The organism is Leclercia sp. W6 (assembly GCF_003336345.1).
GTDB lineage: Bacteria > Pseudomonadota > Gammaproteobacteria > Enterobacterales > Enterobacteriaceae > Enterobacter.
The window spans coordinates 3,128,640-3,151,019 of record NZ_CP031104.1; the positions used below are offsets into that span (position 1 = coordinate 3,128,640).

At 58.8% G+C, this 22,380-nt stretch carries 16 protein-coding genes; 10 read left to right on the forward strand and 6 right to left on the reverse strand.

The window, feature by feature from the left end; translation table 11 throughout:
* Positions 1-39: 39 nt before the first annotated feature.
* The 3 genes from yagF to DVA43_RS15290 all read right to left on the reverse strand — a co-directional run bounded on the left by yagF (position 40) and on the right by DVA43_RS15290 (position 3,570).
* A complete protein-coding gene (yagF, locus tag DVA43_RS15280) occupies positions 40-2,007 on the reverse strand; it encodes a xylonate dehydratase YagF (RefSeq protein WP_114316042.1) in 1,968 nt (655 codons plus the stop codon).
* Between the two features lie 14 nt (positions 2,008-2,021).
* Positions 2,022-2,930 (reverse strand): dihydrodipicolinate synthase family protein, encoded by a 909-nt coding sequence (locus tag DVA43_RS15285; RefSeq protein WP_114316043.1) that lies wholly within the window; start codon positions 2,928-2,930, stop codon positions 2,022-2,024.
* A gap of 187 nt (positions 2,931-3,117) precedes the next feature.
* Positions 3,118-3,570: a YhcH/YjgK/YiaL family protein gene (locus DVA43_RS15290; RefSeq protein WP_114316044.1), complete on the reverse strand. Its 453-nt coding sequence runs from the start codon at positions 3,568-3,570 to the stop codon at positions 3,118-3,120.
* A gap of 203 nt (positions 3,571-3,773) precedes the next feature.
* On the opposite strand from DVA43_RS15290, the gene DVA43_RS15295 reads away from it, so the two are divergent.
* The 5 genes from DVA43_RS15295 (at position 3,774) to gbpA (ending at position 7,408) form a co-directional block, all read left to right on the forward strand.
* Positions 3,774-3,878, forward strand: a complete 105-nt coding sequence (locus DVA43_RS15295; RefSeq protein ID WP_103178041.1) for a pyrBI operon leader peptide — start codon at positions 3,774-3,776, stop codon at positions 3,876-3,878.
* Between the two features lie 34 nt (positions 3,879-3,912).
* The gene (gene pyrB, locus DVA43_RS15300; protein ID WP_114316045.1) at positions 3,913-4,845 is read left to right on the forward strand and encodes an aspartate carbamoyltransferase; all 933 of its coding nucleotides are present in this window, start codon (positions 3,913-3,915) and stop codon (positions 4,843-4,845) included.
* Positions 4,846-4,857: 12 nt separating this feature from the next.
* The gene (gene pyrI / locus DVA43_RS15305) at positions 4,858-5,319 is read left to right on the forward strand and encodes an aspartate carbamoyltransferase regulatory subunit (protein ID WP_103823058.1); all 462 of its coding nucleotides are present in this window, start codon (positions 4,858-4,860) and stop codon (positions 5,317-5,319) included.
* Between the two features lie 68 nt (positions 5,320-5,387).
* Positions 5,388-5,774 (forward strand): 2-iminobutanoate/2-iminopropanoate deaminase, encoded by a 387-nt coding sequence (gene ridA / locus DVA43_RS15310; protein ID WP_103823057.1) that lies wholly within the window; start codon positions 5,388-5,390, stop codon positions 5,772-5,774.
* A gap of 185 nt (positions 5,775-5,959) precedes the next feature.
* Complete coding sequence (gbpA, locus tag DVA43_RS15315) at positions 5,960-7,408, forward strand: N-acetylglucosamine-binding protein GbpA (RefSeq protein WP_114316046.1); 1,449 nt, start codon at positions 5,960-5,962, stop codon at positions 7,406-7,408.
* Between the two features lie 138 nt (positions 7,409-7,546).
* On the opposite strand, the gene DVA43_RS15320 is transcribed toward gbpA, so the two are convergent.
* Both DVA43_RS15320 and mgtA read right to left on the reverse strand, forming a co-directional pair.
* On the reverse strand, positions 7,547-9,931 hold the full coding sequence (locus DVA43_RS15320) for a beta-N-acetylhexosaminidase (RefSeq protein ID WP_114316047.1): 2,385 nt from the start codon (positions 9,929-9,931) through the stop codon (positions 7,547-7,549).
* Between the two features lie 155 nt (positions 9,932-10,086).
* A complete protein-coding gene (gene mgtA, locus DVA43_RS15325; RefSeq protein ID WP_114316048.1) occupies positions 10,087-12,789 on the reverse strand; it encodes a magnesium-translocating P-type ATPase in 2,703 nt (900 codons plus the stop codon).
* Between the two features lie 387 nt (positions 12,790-13,176).
* On the opposite strand from mgtA, the gene treR reads away from it, so the two are divergent.
* The 5 genes from treR to nrdG all read left to right on the forward strand — a co-directional run bounded on the left by treR (position 13,177) and on the right by nrdG (position 20,452).
* Entirely contained in the window at positions 13,177-14,124 is a 948-nt protein-coding gene (gene treR / locus DVA43_RS15330) for a trehalose operon repressor TreR (protein ID WP_114316049.1), read from the forward strand.
* A gap of 125 nt (positions 14,125-14,249) precedes the next feature.
* Positions 14,250-15,668, forward strand: coding sequence for a PTS trehalose transporter subunit IIBC (gene treB / locus DVA43_RS15335; protein ID WP_210406711.1), 1,419 nt, complete (start codon positions 14,250-14,252; stop codon positions 15,666-15,668).
* A gap of 48 nt (positions 15,669-15,716) precedes the next feature.
* Complete coding sequence (gene treC, locus DVA43_RS15340; RefSeq protein ID WP_114316051.1) at positions 15,717-17,372, forward strand: alpha,alpha-phosphotrehalase; 1,656 nt, start codon at positions 15,717-15,719, stop codon at positions 17,370-17,372.
* A 370-nt stretch (positions 17,373-17,742) separates the two neighbouring features.
* Positions 17,743-19,881, forward strand: coding sequence for an anaerobic ribonucleoside-triphosphate reductase (nrdD, locus tag DVA43_RS15345; protein WP_114316052.1), 2,139 nt, complete (start codon positions 17,743-17,745; stop codon positions 19,879-19,881).
* Between the two features lie 106 nt (positions 19,882-19,987).
* Positions 19,988-20,452: an anaerobic ribonucleoside-triphosphate reductase-activating protein gene (gene nrdG / locus DVA43_RS15350; RefSeq protein WP_114316053.1), complete on the forward strand. Its 465-nt coding sequence runs from the start codon at positions 19,988-19,990 to the stop codon at positions 20,450-20,452.
* A gap of 2 nt (positions 20,453-20,454) precedes the next feature.
* Here the strand turns inward: nrdG and DVA43_RS15355 are convergent, their stop codons facing one another.
* Positions 20,455-22,365, reverse strand: coding sequence for a transcription antiterminator (locus DVA43_RS15355; protein WP_114316054.1), 1,911 nt, complete (start codon positions 22,363-22,365; stop codon positions 20,455-20,457).
* Between the last annotated feature and the right edge of the window lie 15 nt (positions 22,366-22,380).

Here is a 22,380-nt window from a genome sequence, read left to right on the forward strand (position 1 = left end):
CGGAATATTTTCCGTAGACGACAAAAGCAATAAATATAATTAAAGACCGAGCGCTTTTTTACCGGCGTTAATAACCTCGATAATTTTATCCGTGTCGTAAATACACCCTTTCCAGGTGCCGCCGCTCACCGACTGTAATGCCGCCCACAGACGCGTATCGTCGGGTAAAAATTCATGGGCATGCAGGTCCGGATGCGGCTGGCGACGTGCCAGTTCAATGGCGCCCTCTTCCGGAGTGAGCGGCGCCAGTGGCGTGCCGATAAAGTTCACGCTGCCGGTCAGGGTAAGGCGGTCCACCACAATCTCGATGATGTCGTTATCGCGCAGCTTACCAATCGGCCCTCCGGCCAGCGCCTCGGGGGCCACATGGCCAAAACAGGCCCCGGTGGAGACGCCAGAGAAGCGGGCATCGGTGATCAGCGAGACCGTTTTACCCCAGGAAACATGCTTCAGCGCCGAGGTGAGCTGGTAGGTCTCCTCCATGCCGGTGCCGGACGGCCCGCCGCCGATCACCACCATGATGTCGCCCTGGGCGATCTCGCCGCTTTTGATCGCCTTGATCGCCCGGGCTTCCGAGACGAACACCCGCGCCCGGCCGGTATGACGGTAAACACCATCCTCACCCACCACCGACGGGTCGATGGCCGTGGCCTTGATCACCGATCCCTCCGGGGCGATGTTGCCCACCGGGAAGGCCACCGTGGAGGTGAGCCCGCGGGCGTTTGCGCGCTCCGGCGGCAGGATCACATCATCCGGATCGACGCCGTCCTGCTCGCGCAGGCACTGACGGAAGCGTTCCCGCCGTTCAGAGCCCTGCCACCAGTCGAGGTTTTCCCCTACCGTCTGGCCGGTGACGGTCATGGCATCCAGATGCAGCAGACCGAGATCGCGCAGATGGAGCATCACTTCCGGCACGCCGCCCGCGAGGAAGGCCCGCACCGTTGGGTGGTAATCCGGCCCGTTCGGCAATACGCTCACCAGCCGCGGCACCTTGCGGTTGATCCGCGTCCAGTGCTCCACGTCCGGAATAGTGCAGCCCGCCGCATGGGCAATGGCGGGGATGTGCAGCAGCAGGTTAGTGGAGCCGCCGAACGCGGCATGGATCACCATCGCATTCTCAATGGCTTTATCGGTGAGGATATCGCGGGTGGTGATGCCGCGGTTATCCAGCTCAATCACCGCCCGCGCGGACTGACGGGAGATCTCCAGCCATACGTCCTGCCCTGACGGGGCCAGCGCCGAATGGGGCAGCGCGAGACCTAAGGCTTCCGCCACCACCTGCGAGGTGCCTGCGGTGCCGAGGAACTGGCAGCCGCCGCCCGGAGTGGCGCAGGCGCGGCAGCCCAGCTCGGCGGCCTCCTGCAACGAGAGTTCATGGTTGGCGTAACGCGCCCCGATGGTCTGCACCTTACCGGCATCTTCGCCAAAGGTTGGCGGCAGCGTGGCCCCGCCCGGCACCAGAATGGTCGGCAGAGTATGCATCGCGGCCAGGGCGATCATGGTGGCAGGCAGCCCTTTATCGCAGGTGGCGACGCCAATCACCGCCCGGCGCGTGGGCAGGGAGCGGATAAGGCGACGAAACACGATGGCCGCATCGTTGCGGTACGGCAAAGAGTCAAACATGCCGTGGGTGCCCTGAGAACGGCCATCGCAGGGATCGCTGACAAAGGCGGCAAAGGGGATCCCGCCGTTGCGGGTGATCTCTTTTGCCGCCGCCTGCATCTGCAGGCCAATCTCCCAGTGACCGGTGTGGTAACCCAGCGCCACCGGGCGGCCATCTCCCGCGCGGATCCCGCCCTGGGTGCCGATAATCAGCACCTCTTTGCCGGTGAGTTTGTTGGCATCCCAGCCCATCCCGGCGTTCTGCGTCATGCCAAACAGATTGCCGCTGGGGGATTCCATCAGCATCTGCGGGGTCAGGGGCAGCGCCCCCTGTGGCCCCGCCGCGTGGGTGATCACCGAATAGAAGGCATCATCCTGCGGGGTAAAAATGGTTTCTATCGACATCGTGACCTTCCGGTTCAGCAGAGCTTGAGCTGTTGCAGCAGCGTTTTCAGCTGCGCCTTGCGCGCGTCATCCAGCGGCCCGGCAGGCGGCAGCACTTGGGTGGAGACCGGGCGCACGCACAGGGAGATCGCCTCTTTGATGACGTTCACAAACGGTGTATCCAGCTGATACATCTGCGGGATTTGCAGCAGGGTCTGATGATACTGCGCCGCCCGGGCCAGGTCGCCGTCGCGGAAAGCCTGCAACAGGTTGACTGACACCTGCGGGGCAAAGTTACCGCTGGCGGAGAGCGCCCCGTCGCCCCCCAGCAGCAGGGTGTTGAAGAGGTGATCGTCGTAACCGCACAGCACCACAAACTGCGGGTGCGCCGCTTTGACGGTGAGGACCATGCTGCGCAGATGGGCCACCGAGTCGATGGTGTCTTTAATGCCCACGATATTAGCCCGGGAGTCCACCAGGGTCTTAACCAACTGCGGAGTCAGATCCTGCCCGGTCAGCGCCGGGAAGTTATAGAGGATCACCGGCAGGGTAACGCTATCGGCCACCTGCTCGAAGTAGCGGATCAGGTTCGCTTCCGACACTTTCCAGTAGTAGGGATTGATCACCACGATGCCGTCGGCCCCGGCCTGCTGGGCATGCTGGCTCAGCTCGATGGTTTCCCGGGCATTAGTGCCTCCGGTGCCGATCAGGACCGGCACACGCCCCTTCACGTGGGCGATGGCGAATTCAGCGATCGCTTTGCGCTCTGCGGTGTTGAGCTGAGAAAACTCCCCGCCGCTGCCTAAAAAGAACAGGCCATCGACCCCGGCGTCGATCATATGGTCGATAAGCGCGGCGGTACCGGCTTTATCCAGCTTGCCGTCGGCGGTGAAGAGGGTGGAGACAGGGGGAATAATGCCCGAGAACTGCACGGTCTGCTGCATGAGAACTCCTTGCTGACTCATTTTGTTCTACATTATAGAACAGCGTTCGTTTATTTAACTTTTATACTAGAACGCGAAGAAAGCGAAGGACAATCAGGTAACACGAGGGTGTGTCGGTTTTTTAAGCTTGATCACAGAACGGAATGAAAGGATGAAACTCCCTCTCCCGACGGGAGAGGGAAAGGCATCAGGCCACCAGCATCTTCACAACCACTTTGCGCACCTGCGCCGGGTTGCCCACCGCGCATAGCGGTTTGTGGACTTCGCCCGGGTAGAAGACCACGAAATCGCCTTCGCTCAGCACCACGGTTTTCTCCTGCTCGCCTTCTGGCAGGAAAGCGATGTCTTTATCCGCCAGCCAGTCGGTGTCCGGCGTGCCGTTTGGCAGGGTGCTGAAGGTCATCCCTTCCTGGCCTTTCAGTACGATCTGAATGTCCAGATAACGGGCGTGGTACTCCGCGCGACGCTCGGCGAACGGCTGGGTCATATCTTCGGAAACCAGATAGAACAGGTTGTTGCCGTCGATGTCATGTTTACCGGTCGGGGTAGCATCGGTCACGTGCGTTTTAACGTGTTCGATCGCCTGACGCAGTTTTTGCGGCAACCAGGCTTGGAGATTGTGAATATTACCAACGATCATGTTTAAACCCTCAATATAAAACACCGTTTCATTTTCAACTTTTATACGAGAATTTCAGCTGCCATACCACCACTTTTTGACCGGGATTTGCACTTGCGCATAACCATGCACGCCCAACCGTTTTCGCTGCGTAAAGTGTGCATTATTCGCTTGATCCGCGGGTCAGGCTGCGTATAATGCCCCACAATTTGCCAGGAGGAAGCATGCTCAAACATGTTCGACAGAGTGCCCCAGCGCGTCTTAAAGCAGACGCTGGCCTGCTGTTTTTCTTCCCGTTGCGATCCCTATTCCAGAAGCCCCTCATTTGAGGGGCTTTTTTTTGCCCGGCGTCAGGAGATAAAAATGAATCCGCTTTATCAAAAACACATCATTTCCATCAACGACCTCAGCCGTGAAGAGCTGGAGCTGGTTCTGGCAACCGCGGCAAAACTGAAAGCCAATCCACAACCGGAGCTGCTGAAGCACAAGGTGATCGCCAGCTGCTTCTTCGAAGCCTCCACCCGTACCCGCCTGTCGTTTGAGACCTCTATCCACCGCCTGGGCGCCAGCGTGGTGGGCTTCTCCGACAGCAGCAACACCTCGCTCGGTAAAAAAGGCGAAACCCTGGCGGACACCATCTCGGTCATCAGCACCTACGTTGACGCCATCGTCATGCGTCACCCGCAGGAGGGGGCAGCCCGCCTGGCGACCGAGTTTTCCGGCGGTGTTCCGGTGTTGAACGCCGGTGACGGCGCCAACCAGCATCCAACCCAGACCCTGCTGGATCTGTTCACCATTCAGGAGACCCAGGGCCGCCTGGAGAACCTGAATATCGCCATGGTCGGCGACCTGAAATATGGCCGTACCGTCCACTCCCTGACCCAGGCGCTGGCGAAATTCAACGGCAACCGCTTCTACTTTATCGCCCCGGACGCGCTGGCGATGCCGCAGTACATCCTCGATATGCTCGATGAGAAAAAGATTCAGTGGAGCCTGCACGCCAGCATCGAAGAGGTGATGGGTGAAGTGGATATTCTCTATATGACCCGCGTGCAGAAAGAGCGTCTGGATCCGTCGGAGTACGCCAACGTGAAGGCGCAGTTCGTCCTGCGCGCCAGCGACCTTGAAGGCGCACGCGACAATATGAAGGTGCTGCACCCGCTGCCGCGTATCGATGAGATCACCACCGACGTGGATAAAACGCCGCACGCCTGGTACTTCCAGCAGGCCGGAAACGGCATCTTCGCCCGTCAGGCGTTACTGGCACTGGTTCTGAATCGCGATTTAGCTCTGTAAGGGGAAATGACAATGACACACGATAACAAACTCCAGGTCGAAGCCATCAAGCGCGGCACCGTAATTGACCACATCCCTGCGCAGGTGGGCTTTAAGCTGCTGACCCTGTTCAAACTGACCGAAACCGACCAGCGCATCACCATCGGCCTGAACCTGCCTTCTGGCGAGATGGGCCGCAAAGACCTGATTAAAATCGAGAACACCTTCCTGACCGACGAGCAGGTTAACCAGCTCTCCCTGTATGCCCCGGAAGCAACCGTTAACCGCATCGACGACTACGAAGTGGTGGGCAAATCCCGCCCGAGCCTGCCGGAGCGCATCGAGAGCGTGCTGGTGTGCCCGAACAGCAACTGCATCAGCCATGCTGAGCCAGTAAACTCCAGTTTTGCAGTGAAAAAACGCGCGAATGATATCGCACTTAAATGCAAATATTGTGAAAAAGAGTTTTCACATAATGTGGTGCTGGCCAACTAATTGAGGTGGCAATGCATGCCTGGCTTTCTATAATGGCCGGGACTTTTCGTATTCATTCAGGAGAAATCATGACCAAAGTACTCGCGACGGAAAATGCACCTGCAGCTATCGGCCCTTACGTTCAGGGCGTTGATCTTGGCAGCATGATCATCACCTCCGGCCAGATCCCGGTGAACCCAAAAACCGGTGATGTGCCAGAAGATGTCTCCGCTCAGGCGCGTCAGTCGCTGGAAAACGTCAAAGCGATCGTTGAATCCGCTGGCCTGAAAGTGGGCGATATCGTTAAGACAACCGTATTCGTAAAAGATCTCAACGACTTTGCTACCGTTAACGCCACCTACGAAGCCTTCTTCACCGAGCATAACGCCAGCTTCCCGGCGCGCTCATGCGTGGAAGTGGCGCGTCTGCCAAAAGATGTGAAGATCGAAATCGAAGCGATTGCCGTGCGTCGCTAATAGTTGATTTTAATATGCAAAAGGCAGCCAAGGCTGCCTTTTTTATTTTGTTAATACACAGCCATAAATAGACTTCAAGCATTTTCATCATTATTTTTCATCACCGATTGAAATGATCAATTTTTTATTCCAGGGGAAACTGACCCTGCCCAAAAAATTATTAATCCCTTTTAATGGAATAAAAAATGAAACTGTCTAAAATTGCGTTGGCACTTGCCACACTCACGGTTGCTTCATCGGCTTTAGCACATGGCTATGTAGAATCTCCAGCCAGCCGCGCTTATATGTGTAAGCTCGGTAAAAATATTGATTGTGGTTCTGTTCAGTGGGAACCGCAGAGCGTTGAACGCACCTCTGGCTTCCCAACTGGCGCGCTGCCGCCGGATGGACAGCTGGCCAGCGCCGGTATTACGCAGTATTCTCAGCTCGATCGTCAGAGCCTGAACGCATGGACCAAAACTCCGATTACTGCCGGTAAAAATACTTTTACCTGGTATCATACTGCTCCACATAAAACCACCAACTGGCGTTGGTATATTACTAAACAAGACTGGAATCCAAATAAACCGCTGACCCGCGATCAATTTGAATCCACACCATTCTGTACTGTAAATGGTAATGGCCAGGCACCAGCTCAGCGTCAGCAAATGACCTGTAATGTGCCACAGCGTACCGGCTACCAGGTTATTTACGCGGTATGGGAAATTGCCGATACCACTAACAGCTTCTACCAGGCTATCGACGTTGATTTCGGTAACGGCGGCAACGTGATCCCTGACGAAACCCCGGCTCAGGTATCCGAGTGGACGAAAACCCTGAACGGCCAGATCGCCGGTAATAACGTCAATGCAGGCGATAAAGTGATTGCCCGCTTCTTCGATGCTAATGGCGAAGTGGTTTCCATGCGCACCGAACTGACCATCTCCTCCGCTTCCCAGGGTCAGGCAAGCCAGTGGTCCTATGACCTGGCGCAGGCAATCAACGCCGCGCACAGCGATGTCCGCGTAGGTGTTAAAGATGAGAGCGGTGTGGTGAACCCGGTTCACGGCGCGAACAACGTCTATGTGAAAGATGGCAGCAACCTGAAATCTGTCGCGATCTCCTATGAAGAACAGCAGGCTCAGGTGAACGAAAACATCGCTATCACCAACGTGCAGTTCTCCAAAATCAAGAACGGCGCGGCAACCGTGACCTTCCACGTGAACACCCAAGGCGATGTTAACCTGGAAGCACGTGTGATGAACCACGCGGGTGCAGAAAAAGGTTATCTGAAGCAGGAGATGAATAACGCCAACCAGGACGTGATCATGAACCTGACTGACGTGACTGCCGGTCACCACATGCTGAAATACTTCGCCACCAACAAAGATGGCGTAATGTTCGCGCAGGACGTGATCGACATGATGCTGGAGAACGAAGCGTCATCCGGTACTACAGGTAAATATGACTACACCTTCCCGCAGAACATCGCTTCCTACAAAGCGGGCACCGTGGTACTGCAGCCGAAAGATGGCAAAACCTACCAGTGTAAGAAAGCACCTTACAGCGGCTACTGCGTACAGTACGCTGCCGGCGCGAACCAGTTCGAACCGGGTGTAGGTTCTCACTGGCAGATGGCGTGGACCCTGAAGTAATAGGCTCTCCTGATGCCCGGTGAACAGGCCGGGCACAGAGGACCGTGGTCTGTTTGCCGGGTGGCGGCTTCGCCTTACCCGGCCTACGGATCTGAATGTTTAGTCAGCCCGGTAAGCGTAGCGCCACCGGGCATTTTTTTACTGATTGCGCGTCGCGCGCAGCAGTTTCTCCAGCGGATAGACCGCCGCAATCACCACTTCATCCTGAATCTGCGCCGCCTTATCCAGCTCGCCCTGAATCGACGCAATCTCCGTATCATCCAGCGTCCCCTGACGCGCCACCAGATCCGTTAAGCGCAGCCCAATCGCCGCCAGCTTGTCCACCGTCTGGATCACCGGCGTTATCGCCTTCAGCTGATAGCTGTTTTCGGCCAGCGCCAGCACGTCCGGCGTATTGTTCTGCCAGCGGTTAAAGAGATGGCGCAGCGACTCCGCGCTTTCGCTATCCTCAGCATCGCTCACCAGCCGCTCAACCCAGCGGTTCATCTGCCGCACCTGGTTGCTCTCCGGCGCCAGCGCGTCGGCCAGTCGGTTTAGCGGCTCAAACAAATCATAATTTCCGGCCTGGAATTTAAGATGGTTACGGGTGTAATAGTGCGCAGGCTCCAGCGCCTGGGCGAGGATCGTCAGCGGCAGCGTGTCGGTGGTGTTCCCCAGACGCGTAAACTGTACTTGCTGGCGGGCATGCTGCTGCAACCCTACCGACACCGTCGACCAGCTATCCATCGCCTGCAGGCGGGTATACATGTTGTCGATATCCTTCACCTCCTGCGCCGACCACAGGCGTTCCGCCACTGCAAACGCCCGCGGCCACAGTTTGATATCCAGCACCGGTGCCGCCACGTTTTCCGCCCACAGCGCCGCCTCGCCGCCCAGCAAATTGGCCTGCTGGCTGGCGTCCGGCACCGCCGGGGCGATCCCCTCCGGCACCGCATTCAGCCGCTGGCCCGTCACCGGATAACGGCTGTTACCCAGCAGGAAATAGCCCTCAATCTTGTCCTCTTTCACCGTCACTACCGGGCGGGTCTCCCCCATCCAGGTATCGACGGTGAAGCTCACCTGATTGTCGCTGCGCCAGACGATATCCTGCACCGCACGTCGGGATTTGCCGTTGAAATCAATAAATCCGCGCCAGCCCGCGTCGCCTTTTATCAGGGTAAAACTGCCCTCCAGCGGCTTGCCCTTCAGGCGCGGCAGGGTGAAGGACCAGCTCTGGGCGCTGTCGCTGTCGGTAATGACATCCACATTGTTCAGCCCCTGAGGCACGATCTCATTGCGGTAGTGATAGGCGGTGTACTGGGGCTGATCGAGATAGAACCCGGTAGAGAGGATCCCTTTGTAGCCCTGCTTCGCCACTTCGCCCAGCGCGTCCTGCCCCTGCCAGGACTGGATCAGGATGCTTTTGGGCAGATCCGGGTGGAAGATCTCATCCCAGCCCACCATCTGGCGCTGGTTTTTCTCGAGGATCGTCTCCAGCTTGCGGTTGAAATACGCCTGCAACGCGTGGCTGTCCGCCAGCTTGTTGTCGCGCATAAACTGCTGGATGGCGGGATTGGCTTTCCACCGGGTGTCGTCCACCTCATCGCCGCCGATATGCAGATAGGGATCCGGGAAGATCGCCGCCAGTTCAGCGATCATCGCGCCGGCGAAAGTGTAGGTCGCCTCTTTGGTGGGATCCATCACCGGCTTGAGCACGCCCCACTGACGCTCCATCTCGTACGGACCCGGGGCGCTCATCAGCTCCGGATAGGCCACCGCGATGGCCGAAGCATGGCCGGGCATGTCAATTTCCGGCACCACGCGAATACCACGCGCGGCGGCGTAGCGCACCACGTCACGCATTTGATCCTGGGTGTAGAAGAGTCCGTCACTGGCGAGCTCGGTCAGTTTCGGGTAGCGCTTCGAGGCAAACCGCCAGCCCTGATCGTCGGTCAAGTGCCAGTGCAGCACGTTGAGTTTCGCCGCCGCCATGCCGTCGATCTGGCGTTTGATATCCTCCAGCGGAATAAAGTGGCGGGCCGAATCAAGCAGCAGGCCGCGCCACGGGAAACGCGGGGCATCTTCAATGGTCACCCACGGCAGGGCGGTGTTTTCCGGGCCGTTCTGCACCAGCTGAAGCAGGGTCTCCATGGCACGCAGCGCGCCGAAGCGGGTGTTGGCGGTAATGTTCACCCCGCTGGCGTCAACGGTGAGTTTGTAGCTTTCATCGCTGTCCGGTTTAGGCAGTGGTGCCACCTTGCGGGCGATGGCGATGGTCACCGTAGGCTTCTCTGGTTTTTCTGCCTGCGGCTGAAGCGTCCAGCCGGTTTGCAGCGCCACCCGCTGGCGCAGACGGGTCACCGCATCGCCGAGATCGTCCCCGGAGACGCTGACGGAGAAGTTATTGCTCAGCACCAGCGTGCCCTGGGTGGCCGGGCGTTCGACCTTTGCAGGCCAGGGCATCAGGGGGAGATCGCCTGCGGGAGCCGCAAACGCAGAAAAGCCGAGCATAAGCCCGGCGGTTAAGAGGCTGTACCGTAACATGAATGTTCCTTATTTGACGGGCCGAAAAAGGCAAAACATTCTGTTAACATGTGCGCAAATTTGCGTCAAGCGCGGCGGATGATGGCGATCACAGGTTGTTGAATTTGGGAAGAAAGCCATTTGCCGGGTGGCGGTTTCGCCTTACCCGGCAAAAATCACTGCCACCCGTACCGGCGGCTATAAAACCCTTTCACCAGCTGCGTCAGCGTCATATACCCGGCGAGGATCGCCACCAGCCACGGGAAGTAGCTGAGCGGCAGCGCCTGCAGTTGCAGATAGCCCGCAAGCCCCGAGAACGGCAGCGCGATGCCGAGCACCATCACCAGCCCCGTCATCACGATCAGCGGCCAGGCGGCGCGGCTCTGGAGGAACGGGATGCGCCGGGTGCGGATCATATGCACAATCAGCGTTTGCGACAGCAGCCCCACCACGAACCAGCCGGATTGGAATAAAGTCTGCTGCTCCGGGGTGTTAGCGTGGAACACAAACCACATCAGGCAGAAAGTTAAAATGTCGAAGATCGAGCTGATCGGGCCGAAAAAGAGCATAAAACGGCCCAGTTCTGCCGGTTCCCAGCGCTGCGGCTTCTGGATCTGATCGTCGTCGACGTTATCAAACGGGATCGCCACCTGGGAGATGTCGTACATCAGGTTCTGGATCAGCAGATGCAGCGGCAGCATCGGCAGGAACGGCAGAAACGCGCTCGCCACCAGGACGCTAAAGACGTTGCCGAAGTTGGAGCTGGCGGTCATTTTGATGTACTTGAGCATATTGGCGAAGGTGCGGCGGCCTTCGATCACTCCCTCTTCCAGCACCATCAGGCTCTTCTCCAGCAGAATGATATCCGCCGCCTCCCGGGCGATATCCACCGCGCCGTCGACCGAAATCCCGATATCCGCCGCACGCAGCGCGGGGGCGTCGTTAATGCCATCACCCATAAAGCCCACCACATGCCCCTCGCGCTTCAGCAGGGTGACAATGCGCTCCTTGTGCATCGGGGTCAGGCGCGCAAAGAGCGTGGTGCGTTGGGCCAGCAGCGCCAGCGCGTCGTCAGAGAGGGCTTCTATGTCGCTGCCCGTCACTACTTCGCCTGCATCCAGCCCCACGTCGCGGCACACTTTCGCCGCCACCAGCTCGCTGTCGCCGGTGAGGATTTTCACCGTGATGCCGCTCTCTTTCAGCGCCTTTAACGCCGGTGCCGTGGTCTCTTTCGGCGGATCGAGGAAGGCGATATACCCTTCGAGGATCAAATCGGATTCGTCGATACGCTGATAGTCACCTTCCCGCGCGGGCAGGAACTTGCTGGCGACCGCCACCACCCGCAGCCCCTGGCGGTTCAGGTTGTCGGTGACGCGTTTGATGCGTCGTAGCATGGTCTCATCCAGGGGAACGATTTCACTGTGATGCCGCACCTGGGTAGAAACATTGAGGATCTCCTGCAATGCCCCTTTGCAGATCAGCTGATGCACGCCCTGCTCTTCACTCACCACCACCGACATGCGGCGGCGTTCGAAATCGAAGGGGATCTCATCCACCTTCTGCCAGCGGGATGAAAGGGCGCGGGCGGTGGCTTCATCCACCCCTTCCAGCACCGCGACGTCGAGCAGATTCTTCAGCCCGGTCTGGTAGTGGCTGTTCAGCCAGGCGGTTTCCAGCACCCGCTCGCAGATCTTGCCTGCGATGTCGGTGTGGTGCTCCAGCACAATCTTGTCCTGGGTCAGGGTGCCGGTTTTATCGGTGCAGAGGATATCCATGGCGCCAAAGTTCTGGATGGCGTCCAGGTGCTTGACGATCACCTTCTGCTTCGAGAGTTTTACCGCCCCACGCGCCAGGGTCGAGGTGACAATCATCGGCAACATCTCCGGGGTGAGTCCCACCGCCACCGAGAGGGCGAACAGCGCCGCTTCCCACCAGTCACCTTTGGTGTAGCCGTTAATCAGCAGCACGATGGGGGTCATCGCCAGCATAAAGCGGATCAGCAGCATGCTGACGCGGCCAATTCCCTGCTGGAAGGCGTTGGGTTCGCTCTCCTGCTCGCTGACGCGCCCGGCCAGCTGCCCAAACCAGGTGTTGCCTCCGGTGGCGATCACCATCGCCTGCGCCGTACCACTCACTACCGTGGTGCCCATAAAGCATAGGGTGTCGCACTCCAGCGGGTTTTTCTGCTGCGAATCGCGGCTGTGGGCGACTTTCTCTACCGGCAGGGATTCGCCGGTCAACGACGCCTGGGCCACGAACAGGTCGCGGGCCTGGATAATGCGTAAATCGGCCGGGATCATGTCCCCGGCCGCCAGCTTCACCAGATCCCCCGGCACCAGCTGGTCAATGGGGATCTCCTGCCAGCCGCTTTCCCCTTTGTCGTTGAGGGTGCGCAGGACGGTGGCGGTGTTGCTGACCATCGCCTTCAGGGCATCAGCCGCCCGGGTGGAGCGGGCCTCCTGGATAAAGTTCAGCAGCGTGGAGATGCCCACCATCAGGGCGATCACCCCGGCGGCAAACAGGTCTTCGGTGGCATAAGAGATAAGACCAAGCACCGTCAGCAGCAGGTTAAAAGGGTTGCGGTAGCAGGCCCACAGATGCACCCACCAGCGGGCCGGTTGTTGCGCCGGGATGGTGTTTTCGCCGTGAAGAGCGCGGGTAGCCTGAACCTCGGCGGCGGTGAGCCCTTCCGGGTGGCTGCCGAACGTCCGCCACAGGGCGGGCTCATCCATGGCGGCAACCTGCAGGCAGTGGGCGGCAAGGTTGGCGGGGATAGCGGCATCGCTTTTGCCGGTTGCCATAGGGGTGCGCTGCACCAGACGGCGCGGCAGGTGACGGCTCAGCCGGGTAAACAGCTGCTGTGTGAAATTTTTGAACATAACAAGTCCCCCACACCCGCAAAAAACGGGCGCAGTTTTGCCTTCAGACGTGACAGAGCCAGACCTGAGCGGCGGTATCAGTTATGCAGGGACGCGGGAATACGTCACTGCCCTACGCATCCGGTAAGGCAGTGAAAAGGCTTACCGGAGTGAACGGGTTCTCCCTGTCGGGAGAGGGGTGGGATCGGGATCCATACAGCCTCCGGTAAGAAAAAAGGTAAGTCGGAGCGCACTATAGCGTTTTAGCCATACCGCGTCCGGCGATTCGGGCGGTATGATAACGGCCGGGTATTAAACCAAACGTAAACCAGACATTGCCCATTGCACAACCCGGGACCCGACTTAGGATTAGTGATTATTTCATTGATGCATAACAGGATATAAAGCATGCAGAACCGCCTCACCATTAAAGATATTGCGCGTCTGAGCGGCGTGGGTAAGTCCACCGTCTCACGGGTGCTGAACAACGAAAGTGGTGTCAGCCAGCGCACGCGCGAACGGGTCGAGGCGGTTATGAACCAACACGGTTTCTCCCCTTCCCGCTCGGCCCGCGCCATGCGTGGGCAGAGCGATAAAGTGGTGGCGATCATCGTCACCCGTCTGGATTCGCTTTCAGAGAACCTGGCCGTACAGACCATGCTGCCCGCCTTCTATGAGCAGGGCTACGATCCGATCATGATGGAGAGCAAGTTCTCGCCGCAGATGGTGGAAGAGCACCTCGGCATGCTGAAACGCCGCAACATTGACGGTGTGGTGCTGTTTGGCTTTACCGGCATCAATGAAGAGATGCTCATCCCCTGGAAGCCGTCGCTGGTGCTGATGGCGCGGGATGCCCGCGGGTTTGCCTCTGTGTGCTATGACGATGAAGGGGCGATCCTTACCCTGATGCAGCGCCTGTATGAGAGCGGCCATCGCCATATCAGCTATCTTGGCGTGCCGCACAGCGACGTTACCACCGGTCAGCGCCGTCATGCTGCCTACCTCGCGTTTTGTAAACAGCACGCGCTCCCCGCCGTAGCCGCGTTACCCGGCCTTGGCATGAAGCAGGGTTATGAGAAGGTGGCCGACGTGCTGACCCCGCAGACCACCGCCCTGCTCTGTGCCACGGATACTCTGGCTCTGGGCGCAAGTAAGTACTTACAAGAACAGCGAATCGATAACCTGCAGCTGGCGAGCGTGGGCAATACGCCGCTGATGAAGTTCCTCCATCCGGAGATCATCACCGTCGATCCCGGCTACGCCGACTCCGGCCGCCAGGCCGCCAGACAATTGATTGAGCAGATTAACGGCCGCAGCAAACCGCGTCAGATCGTCATTCCCGCCACCCTCTCCTGAGCGTCAAAAGAGGCTTTATTGTGATCCTCGCCCGATTTCGGGAACGTTCCCATTTTCCGGGTTACGTTGAAAGAGTAGGCTTGCCCCCAGTCCATAACCCCTACCATCTGTCATGAGGTTTCATGATGAGCAAAGTAAAACAAACGAATATCGACCAGCTGATCGTGCTGGTTGGCGGACGTGACAACATCGCCACAGTCAGCCACTGCATTACCCGCCTGCGTTTTGTGCTGAACGACCCGGCCAAAGCCAACCCGAAAGCGATCGAAGAGCTGTCGATGGTGAAAGGCTGCTTCACCAACGCCGGACAGTCCCAGGTGGTGATCGGCACCGAGGTGGGCGACTACTACAAGGTGCTGCTGGCCACCACCGGTCATTCATCGGCGGATAAAGAGCAGGCCAAAAAGGCCGCGCGCCAGAATATGAAGTGGCATGAACAGCTCATTTCACATTTCGCGGAGATTTTCTTCCCGCTGCTGCCAGCGCTGATCAGCGGCGGCTTGATCCTCGGCTTCCGTAACCTGATTGGCGATGTGCCAATGAGCGGCGGCAAAACCCTGGCGCAGATCTACCCGGCGTTGCAGAGCATCTATGACTTCCTGTGGCTGATTGGCGAGGCGATCTTCTTCTACCTGCCGGTGGGGATCTGCTGGTCGGCGGTGCGCAAAATGGGCGGTACGCCAATCCTCGGCATCGTGCTGGGCGTAACGCTGGTCTCTCCGCAGTTAATGAACGCTTACTTACTTGGTCAGCAGGTACCTGAGGTGTGGAACTTCGGCCTGTTCACCATCGCCAAAGTGGGCTATCAGGCGCAGGTGATCCCGGCCCTGCTCGCCGGTCTGGCGCTGGGGATGATTGAAACCCGTCTTAAGCGTATGGTGCCGGACTACCTCTATCTGGTGGTGGTGCCGGTCTGCTCCCTGATCCTCGCGGTGTTCCTCGCCCACGCCTTTATCGGTCCGTTTGGCCGCATGATTGGCGACGGCGTAGCCTTCGCGGTGCGTCACCTGATGACCGGCAGCTTCGCCCCGATTGGCGCCGCACTGTTCGGCTTCCTCTATGCCCCGCTGGTGATCACCGGCGTGCATCAGACCACCCTGGCGATTGATATGCAGATGATCCAGAGCCTCGGCGGCACCCCGGTGTGGCCGCTGATTGCCCTGTCGAACATTGCGCAGGCCTCGGCGGTAACCGGCATCATCATCGTCAGCCGTAAGCATAACGAACGTGAGATCTCGGTTCCGGCGGCCATCTCCGCCTATCTCGGCGTCACCGAACCGGCGATGTACGGCATCAACCTGAAATACCGCTTCCCGATGCTCTGCGCGATGATCGGCTCCGGGCTGGCGGGCCTGCTGTGCGGCCTGAACGGCGTGATGGCCAACGGCATCGGCGTCGGCGGTCTGCCGGGCATCCTCTCCATCCAGACCGCCTTCTGGCAGGTCTTCGCGCTGGCGATGGCCGTGGCGATCGTCGTGCCGATGGCGCTCACGACCGTTGTTTATCAGCGCAAGTATCGTCAGGGCACGTTGCAGGCGGTTTAATCTTCTTCGGGGCGCAGTTGCGCCCCTTCGCATTTGCAGGAACGCATTATGAATACCCTTCCTCACTGGTGGCAGAACGGCGTCATCTATCAGATCTACCCGAAGAGCTTCCAGGACACTACCGGGCGCGGCACTGGGGATTTACGCGGCGTGACGTCGCGTCTCGACTACCTCAAAACCCTCGGCGTTGACGCCCTCTGGCTGACGCCGTTCTACATCTCCCCACAGGTGGATAACGGCTACGACGTGGCAAACTACCTCAGCATCGATCCGGCCTACGGCACGCTGGATGATTTCGACGCGCTGGTGGCCCAGGCTCATGAGCGCGGGATACGCATCGTGCTGGATATGGTGTTTAACCATACCTCCACCCAGCATCCCTGGTTCCGCGAGTCGCTCAATAAAGCCAGCCCGTACCGGGAGTTCTATATCTGGCGCGACGGCACCCCGGAGCAGGCGCCCAACAACTGGCGCTCCAAGTTTGGCGGCAACGCCTGGCGCTGGCACGCCGAAAGCGAGCAGTACTATCTGCACCTCTTTGCTCCGGAGCAGGCCGATCTCAACTGGGAGAACCCGCAGGTGCGCGCCGAGCTGAAAAAGGTGTGCGAGTTCTGGGCCGATCGCGGCGTGGACGGCCTGCGTCTCGATGTGATTAACCTGGTGTCGAAAGACCAGGACTTCCCCGACGATGCGATCGGTGATGGCCGCCGCTTCTACACCGATGGCCCGCGCATACACGCGTTTTTGCAGGAGATGAGCCGGGAGGTCTTTACCCCGCGCAATCTGATGACGGTGGGCGAGATGTCCTCCACCAGCCTGGCGCACTGCCAGCAGTACGCGGCGCTCGATGGGCGTGAGCTGTCGATGACCTTTAACTTCCACCACCTGAAGGTGGATTATCCCAACGGCGAGAAGTGGACGCTGGCGAAGCCCGATTTCGTGGCGCTGAAGGCCCTGTTCAGCCACTGGCAGCAGGGGATGCACAACCGGGCGTGGAACGCGCTGTTCTGGTGTAACCACGATCAGCCGCGCATCGTCTCGCGCTTTGGCGATGAGGGAGAGTACCGCGTCCCGGCGGCGAAGATGCTGGCGATGGTGCTGCACGGCATGCAGGGCACGCCTTACATCTATCAGGGTGAAGAGATTGGCATGACCAACCCGCACTTCAGTCGCATCACCGATTACCGGGATGTGGAGAGCCACAACATGTTCGCCGAACTGCGCACCCAGGGGCGGGACGCCGATGAACTGCTGGCGATCCTCGCGAGCAAATCCCGCGACAACAGCCGCACGCCGATGCAGGGGGACGCCTCCCCCAACGCCGGCTTCACCACCGGCGAGCCGTGGATTGCCCTGGGCGATAACGCAGAGACGATCAACGTCGCCGCGGCGCTGGCCGATCCCGACTCGGTGTTTTACACCTACCAGGGGCTGATTAAGCTGCGTAAAACCCTGCCGGTGCTGACCTGGGGTGAGTATGCGGATCTGCTTGCGGATCATCCGTCGCTGTGGTGCTACCGCCGTCAGTGGCAGGGCCAGACGCTGATGGTGGTGGCTAACCTGAGCCGCGAGTGCCAGCCGTGGCAACCGCAGGCGGTGGACGGCAACTGGCAGGTGGCGATGAGCAACTATGCCGAGGTATCGCCGCAGCCGGGCACCATGACCCTGCGACCGTTTGAAGCGGTCTGGTGGCTACAGGCATAACCTTCTGCGCCGGGCACCGCGCGGTTGCCCGGCGCACGCTTTTTGGGTGGAAAATCACCCCGATTTCGGCTTGCAAAATTTACAAATCCTCTATCGCGCGTCATCTGTACACTTCGTTTTTTACCTTGTCCTGAATCAAATAAATCGCAAACTTGTTTGATGCAAATCACTACATATAGAACTTAGAATGCTCGCCGACCCAAGATGTTGTATCCATGGTCTATTATTTCCACAAGACGACGGACACCACACAACATAAATTTGTGGATAAAAAGGGTCGAAATCAGGAGAAATCGCGTGCGCGTCGAGAGTTACGCTCCCGCGCCTTTTTCCTCCCTCTGTGGATAACCTGTTCTTAAATGGAGTGATCATGACACCGCATGTGATGAAACGAGATGGCTGTAACGTGCCTTTCAAATCAGAGCGCATTCAGGAAGCGATTCTGCGTGCAGCTAAAGCAGCGGGAGTCGATGACGCAGATTACTGCGCCACCGTCGCAGAGGTGGTCAGCAACCAGATGATGGGCCGCAGCAAGGTCGACATTAACGAGATCCAGACCGCGGTGGAAAACCAGCTGATGTCCGGCCCGTACAAGCAACTGGCGCGCGCCTACATTGAATACCGTCACGACCGGGATATTGAACGTGAAAAACGCGGTCGCCTGAACCAGGAGATCCGCGGCCTGGTGGAACAGACCAATTCCGCGCTGCTCAACGAAAATGCCAACAAAGACAGCAAAGTGATCCCCACCCAGCGCGACCTGCTGGCCGGTATTGTGGCTAAGCACTACGCCCGTCAGCACCTGCTGCCACGCGACGTGGTGCAGGCCCATGAGCGCGGGGATATTCACTATCACGATCTCGACTATTCGCCGTTCTTCCCGATGTTCAACTGCATGCTGATCGACCTGAAGGGCATGCTGACGCACGGCTTCAAGATGGGCAACGCCGAGATTGAACCGCCAAAATCGATCTCCACCGCCACCGCGGTAACCGCGCAGATTATCGCCCAGGTCGCCAGCCACATTTATGGCGGCACCACCATCAACCGGATCGACGAAGTGCTGGCCCCGTTTGTGACCGCCAGCTTCAACAAGCATCGCCAGGTGGCGGAAGAGTGGCAGATCCCGGATGCGGATGGATATGCCCGCTCCCGCACCGAAAAAGAGTGCTACGACGCCTTCCAGTCGCTGGAATATGAGGTGAACACCCTGCACACCGCCAACGGTCAGACGCCATTCGTCACCTTTGGCTTTGGGCTGGGCACCAGCTGGGAATCACGCCTGATCCAGCAGTCCATTCTGCGCAACCGGATTTCCGGCCTCGGCAAAAACCGCAAAACTGCGGTTTTCCCGAAGCTGGTGTTCGCCATCCGCGACGGTTTGAACCACAAGTTCGGCGATCCGAACTACGACATCAAACAGCTGGCGCTGGAGTGCGCGAGCAAGCGCATGTATCCGGACATTCTGAACTATGACCAGGTGGTGAAAGTCACCGGTTCGTTCAAAACCCCCATGGGCTGCCGCAGCTTCCTCGGTGTGTACGAAGATGAGAACGGCGAGCAGATCCACGACGGGCGTAACAACCTGGGCGTGATCAGCCTGAACCTGCCGCGCATCGCGCTGGAAGCCAAAGGCAATGAAGCAACATTCTGGAAACTGCTGGACGAGCGCCTGGTGCTGGCGCGTAAGGCGCTGATGACCCGTATCGCCCGTCTTGAAGGGGTCAAAGCCCGTGTCGCCCCGATCCTCTATATGGAAGGGGCCTGCGGCGTGCGCCTGAAGGCCGACGATGATGTGTCGGAGATCTTCAAAAATGGCCGGGCCTCCATTTCGCTGGGCTATATCGGCATCCACGAAACCATTAATGCGCTGTTTGGCGACAAGCACATCTACGACAGCGAAGCCCTGCGTGAGAAAGGTATCGCTATCGTGCAGCGCCTGCGCGACGCGGTGGATCGGTGGAAAGAGGAAACCGGCTACGGCTTCAGCCTCTACAGCACCCCGAGCGAAAACCTGTGCGACCGCTTCTGCCGCCTGGATACCGCCGAGTTTGGCGTGGTGGAAGGTGTCACCGATAAGGGCTACTACACCAACAGCTTCCACCTCGACGTGGAGAAAAAGGTGAACCCGTACGACAAGATCGATTTTGAAGCAGCCTACCCACCATTGGCGAGCGGCGGGTTTATCTGTTACGGCGAGTACCCGAACATTCAGCACAACCTGAAGGCGCTGGAAGACGTGTGGGATTACAGCTATCAGCACGTGCCCTACTACGGCACCAACACGCCTATCGACGAGTGCTACGAGTGCGGCTTTACCGGTGAGTTCGAGTGCACCAGCAAAGGCTTCACCTGTCCGAAATGCGGTAACCACGACGCCGCCCGCGTCTCCGTGACCCGCCGCGTGTGCGGCTACCTCGGCAGCCCGGACGCCCGTCCGTTCAATGCAGGTAAGCAGGAAGAGGTGAAGCGCCGGGTTAAACACCTGGGGAATGGGCAGATCGGTTAATCCGCTGCCACATTTATGCCCGGTGGCGCTGCGCTTACCGGGCCTACAATTCGCATTCACATTGTAGGCCGGGATCGCTACGCGACACCCGGCGTGGTTATACGCTTTGAAGTATCATCAATATTATCCTGTCGACATCGTCAACGGTCCCGGCACCCGTTGCACCCTGTTTGTCTCCGGCTGCGTTCATGAATGCCCCGGCTGCTACAACAAAAGCACCTGGCGACTGAATTCCGGCATGCCGTTTACCACAGAGATGGAACAGCAGATCATCGACGATCTCAACGACACGCGCATCAAACGCCAGGGGATTTCGCTCTCCGGCGGCGATCCGCTGCACCCGCAAAACGTTCCGGATATCCTGAAGCTGGTGCAGCGCATTCGCGCCGAGTGCCCGGGCAAAGATATTTGGGTGTGGACGGGTTATAAGCTGGACGAACTGAACGATGAGCAAATGCAGGTGGTGGATCTGATCAACGTGCTGATCGACGGCAAATTTGTGCAGGATCTGAAAGATCCGATGCTGATTTGGCGGGGCAGCAGTAACCAGGTGGTGCATCATCTGCGTTGAGCTCAAAACCGGCTCAAACTCTCCATCGCCACGGCTTTAAACTCCGCAAAGTCGTGACATTGACAGAGCCGGGTCATCGCCCGCTCGCGTAGGAAAGTGACGAAGATATCGTAGATGGCCATCGCCTCTTCATACTCGCTTTTACTGATCGCCAGCAGGAAGATCACGTGCGCGGTTTCATCCCCCCACTGAATCCCCTGCGGGGCCAGCACGGTGTAGACCACGGTTTTTTGCGCCAGTAAACCGAGAGAGTGCGGCAGGGCGATGCCGTCGCCGAGCAGGGTGCTGACGATGGCCTCGCGCTCCACCACCGAGTCGAGAAACTCCGCATCCACAAACCCCTCCTCCTGTAGCTGGCCGCACAGCTCACGGAACAGCGTCTGCTGGTCGATGGGCTGATTAATCACGCGGAAGTGGCTGGCATCAAAGTACTTTTCCAGCATCCAGGGGCGCGTTCTGTCCACCAGCACCAGCTTGCCGATCTGCTCGAGCTGATAGTCGGTCGGGAACGGGGCGATCATCACCACCGGCTTGGCTTTTTCGCCGATCCGCGCGGTGGAGATGACGAAATCTTCGCTGATGTTTTCGCACTGCTCATACTCCCGCAGCGTCAGCACGCGCGTCACCTCGATTTGCGGATACTTGCGCTGCAAAACGGCCTCGATCATCCGCACCATCGCGTTGCCTGCGTCGCACACCAGCATCACCCGCGGCTGGCGCTGATAGCCAATGTTGTAGTGGCGTTCCAGGCCGACGCCGATATGCAGCACCAGGAAGCCAATCTCGTTTTCGCTGATCGCATACGGGGTGTACTTACCCCAGCTCGACACCGCCGCCAGGGTCATGTCCCATGCCATCGGATAGTGCTGCTTGATGTTATCCAGCAGCGGATTGGGGATCATGATCTGGTAGCGCACCCGGGTGATCATGGTCTTTATGTGGGTCAGCAGATCCGCGTGGAGCTGGGCGTCGTCGAGGAGGTTGTAGTTATAGTGGGTGTTGATATAGCGCAGGATGTAGTTCACCAGCGCCTCCTCATCATCGGCATTGATGGCGCTGGGGGAGATCTCCTGCACCTGACGCGCGGCGATATGCACTCCCAGCCAGGTCACCTCCGAGGGCGACAGCGTTTTATCTGCCAGCCGGGCGATGGCGCTGGCGATATCCCGCGCTGCGTCGCGCACATTCTCGGCCACCTCTTCGGCGTTAAACTCCGGCAGCGGATAGCCTTCGCTGATGCGTCGCACCGTTACCGCACCGTAGAGCCGTAAAAACAGCTCGCCCTCATCGGTCAGGCGGATATGGTGGCGGGTAAAGGTCTCATGCAGCACGGCGGCGAGCTGCTCCGGCACGCCCGCATTGAGTGCCACTTCCGTCACCAGCGGATTAAGGTTGTCCTGCTGCGCCAGCTGCCATAGCAGATCGGTGAGGCAGGCGCGGATCGCCATCTCGCTGCCAAACAGCTTCATGCCGTGACGCGGGCGGGTCTCCAGGGTCAGGCGATAGCGGTGAAACCACTCGCGCACCTCCGCCATATCGCTTTGCAGCGTGGCGCGGCTGACAAACCACTCGTCGGCCAGATCCTCCAGCTTGAGGGAGAATGCCGAGGTGAGAAAGCGCACCACCAGGTAGTGCACCCGCTCGGGGCCTGTGCGCGGAATACGCAACGTCCGCGGATGCGAAGCCTGCAACAGCTGATAGCGCGCCGGATCGTCAATTTTCAGTTGATAGCCGTTACCCCGGCTAAGGATAAACTGCGCCCCGTTCCCCGCCAGCAGCGCGTTCAGCGCGGTGATATCAGCCCGGACGGTACGCGTGGAGACCGACAACCGTTGCGCCAGTTCGTCCTGCGGCAGCGTCTCGTTTTGCAACATCTCGAACAGTTGCGCTAAACGTTGGTTGGGAAATCGCACGGGGTTGTCCTCTTA

Coding starts and splice junctions, on each gene's coding strand:
- yagF (WP_114316042.1), bottom strand. CDS start 2,007: ATGTCGATAGAAACCATTTTTACCCCGCAGGATGATGCCTTCTATTCG.
- DVA43_RS15285 (WP_114316043.1), bottom strand. CDS start 2,930: ATGCAGCAGACCGTGCAGTTCTCGGGCATTATTCCCCCTGTCTCCACC.
- DVA43_RS15290 (WP_114316044.1), bottom strand. CDS start 3,570: ATGATCGTTGGTAATATTCACAATCTCCAAGCCTGGTTGCCGCAAAAA.
- DVA43_RS15295 (WP_103178041.1), top strand. CDS start 3,774: ATGCTCAAACATGTTCGACAGAGTGCCCCAGCGCGTCTTAAAGCAGAC.
- pyrB (WP_114316045.1), top strand. CDS start 3,913: ATGAATCCGCTTTATCAAAAACACATCATTTCCATCAACGACCTCAGC.
- pyrI (WP_103823058.1), top strand. CDS start 4,858: ATGACACACGATAACAAACTCCAGGTCGAAGCCATCAAGCGCGGCACC.
- ridA (WP_103823057.1), top strand. CDS start 5,388: ATGACCAAAGTACTCGCGACGGAAAATGCACCTGCAGCTATCGGCCCT.
- gbpA (WP_114316046.1), top strand. CDS start 5,960: ATGAAACTGTCTAAAATTGCGTTGGCACTTGCCACACTCACGGTTGCT.
- DVA43_RS15320 (WP_114316047.1), bottom strand. CDS start 9,931: ATGTTACGGTACAGCCTCTTAACCGCCGGGCTTATGCTCGGCTTTTCT.
- mgtA (WP_114316048.1), bottom strand. CDS start 12,789: ATGTTCAAAAATTTCACACAGCAGCTGTTTACCCGGCTGAGCCGTCAC.
- treR (WP_114316049.1), top strand. CDS start 13,177: ATGCAGAACCGCCTCACCATTAAAGATATTGCGCGTCTGAGCGGCGTG.
- treB (WP_210406711.1), top strand. CDS start 14,250: ATGAGCAAAGTAAAACAAACGAATATCGACCAGCTGATCGTGCTGGTT.
- treC (WP_114316051.1), top strand. CDS start 15,717: ATGAATACCCTTCCTCACTGGTGGCAGAACGGCGTCATCTATCAGATC.
- nrdD (WP_114316052.1), top strand. CDS start 17,743: ATGACACCGCATGTGATGAAACGAGATGGCTGTAACGTGCCTTTCAAA.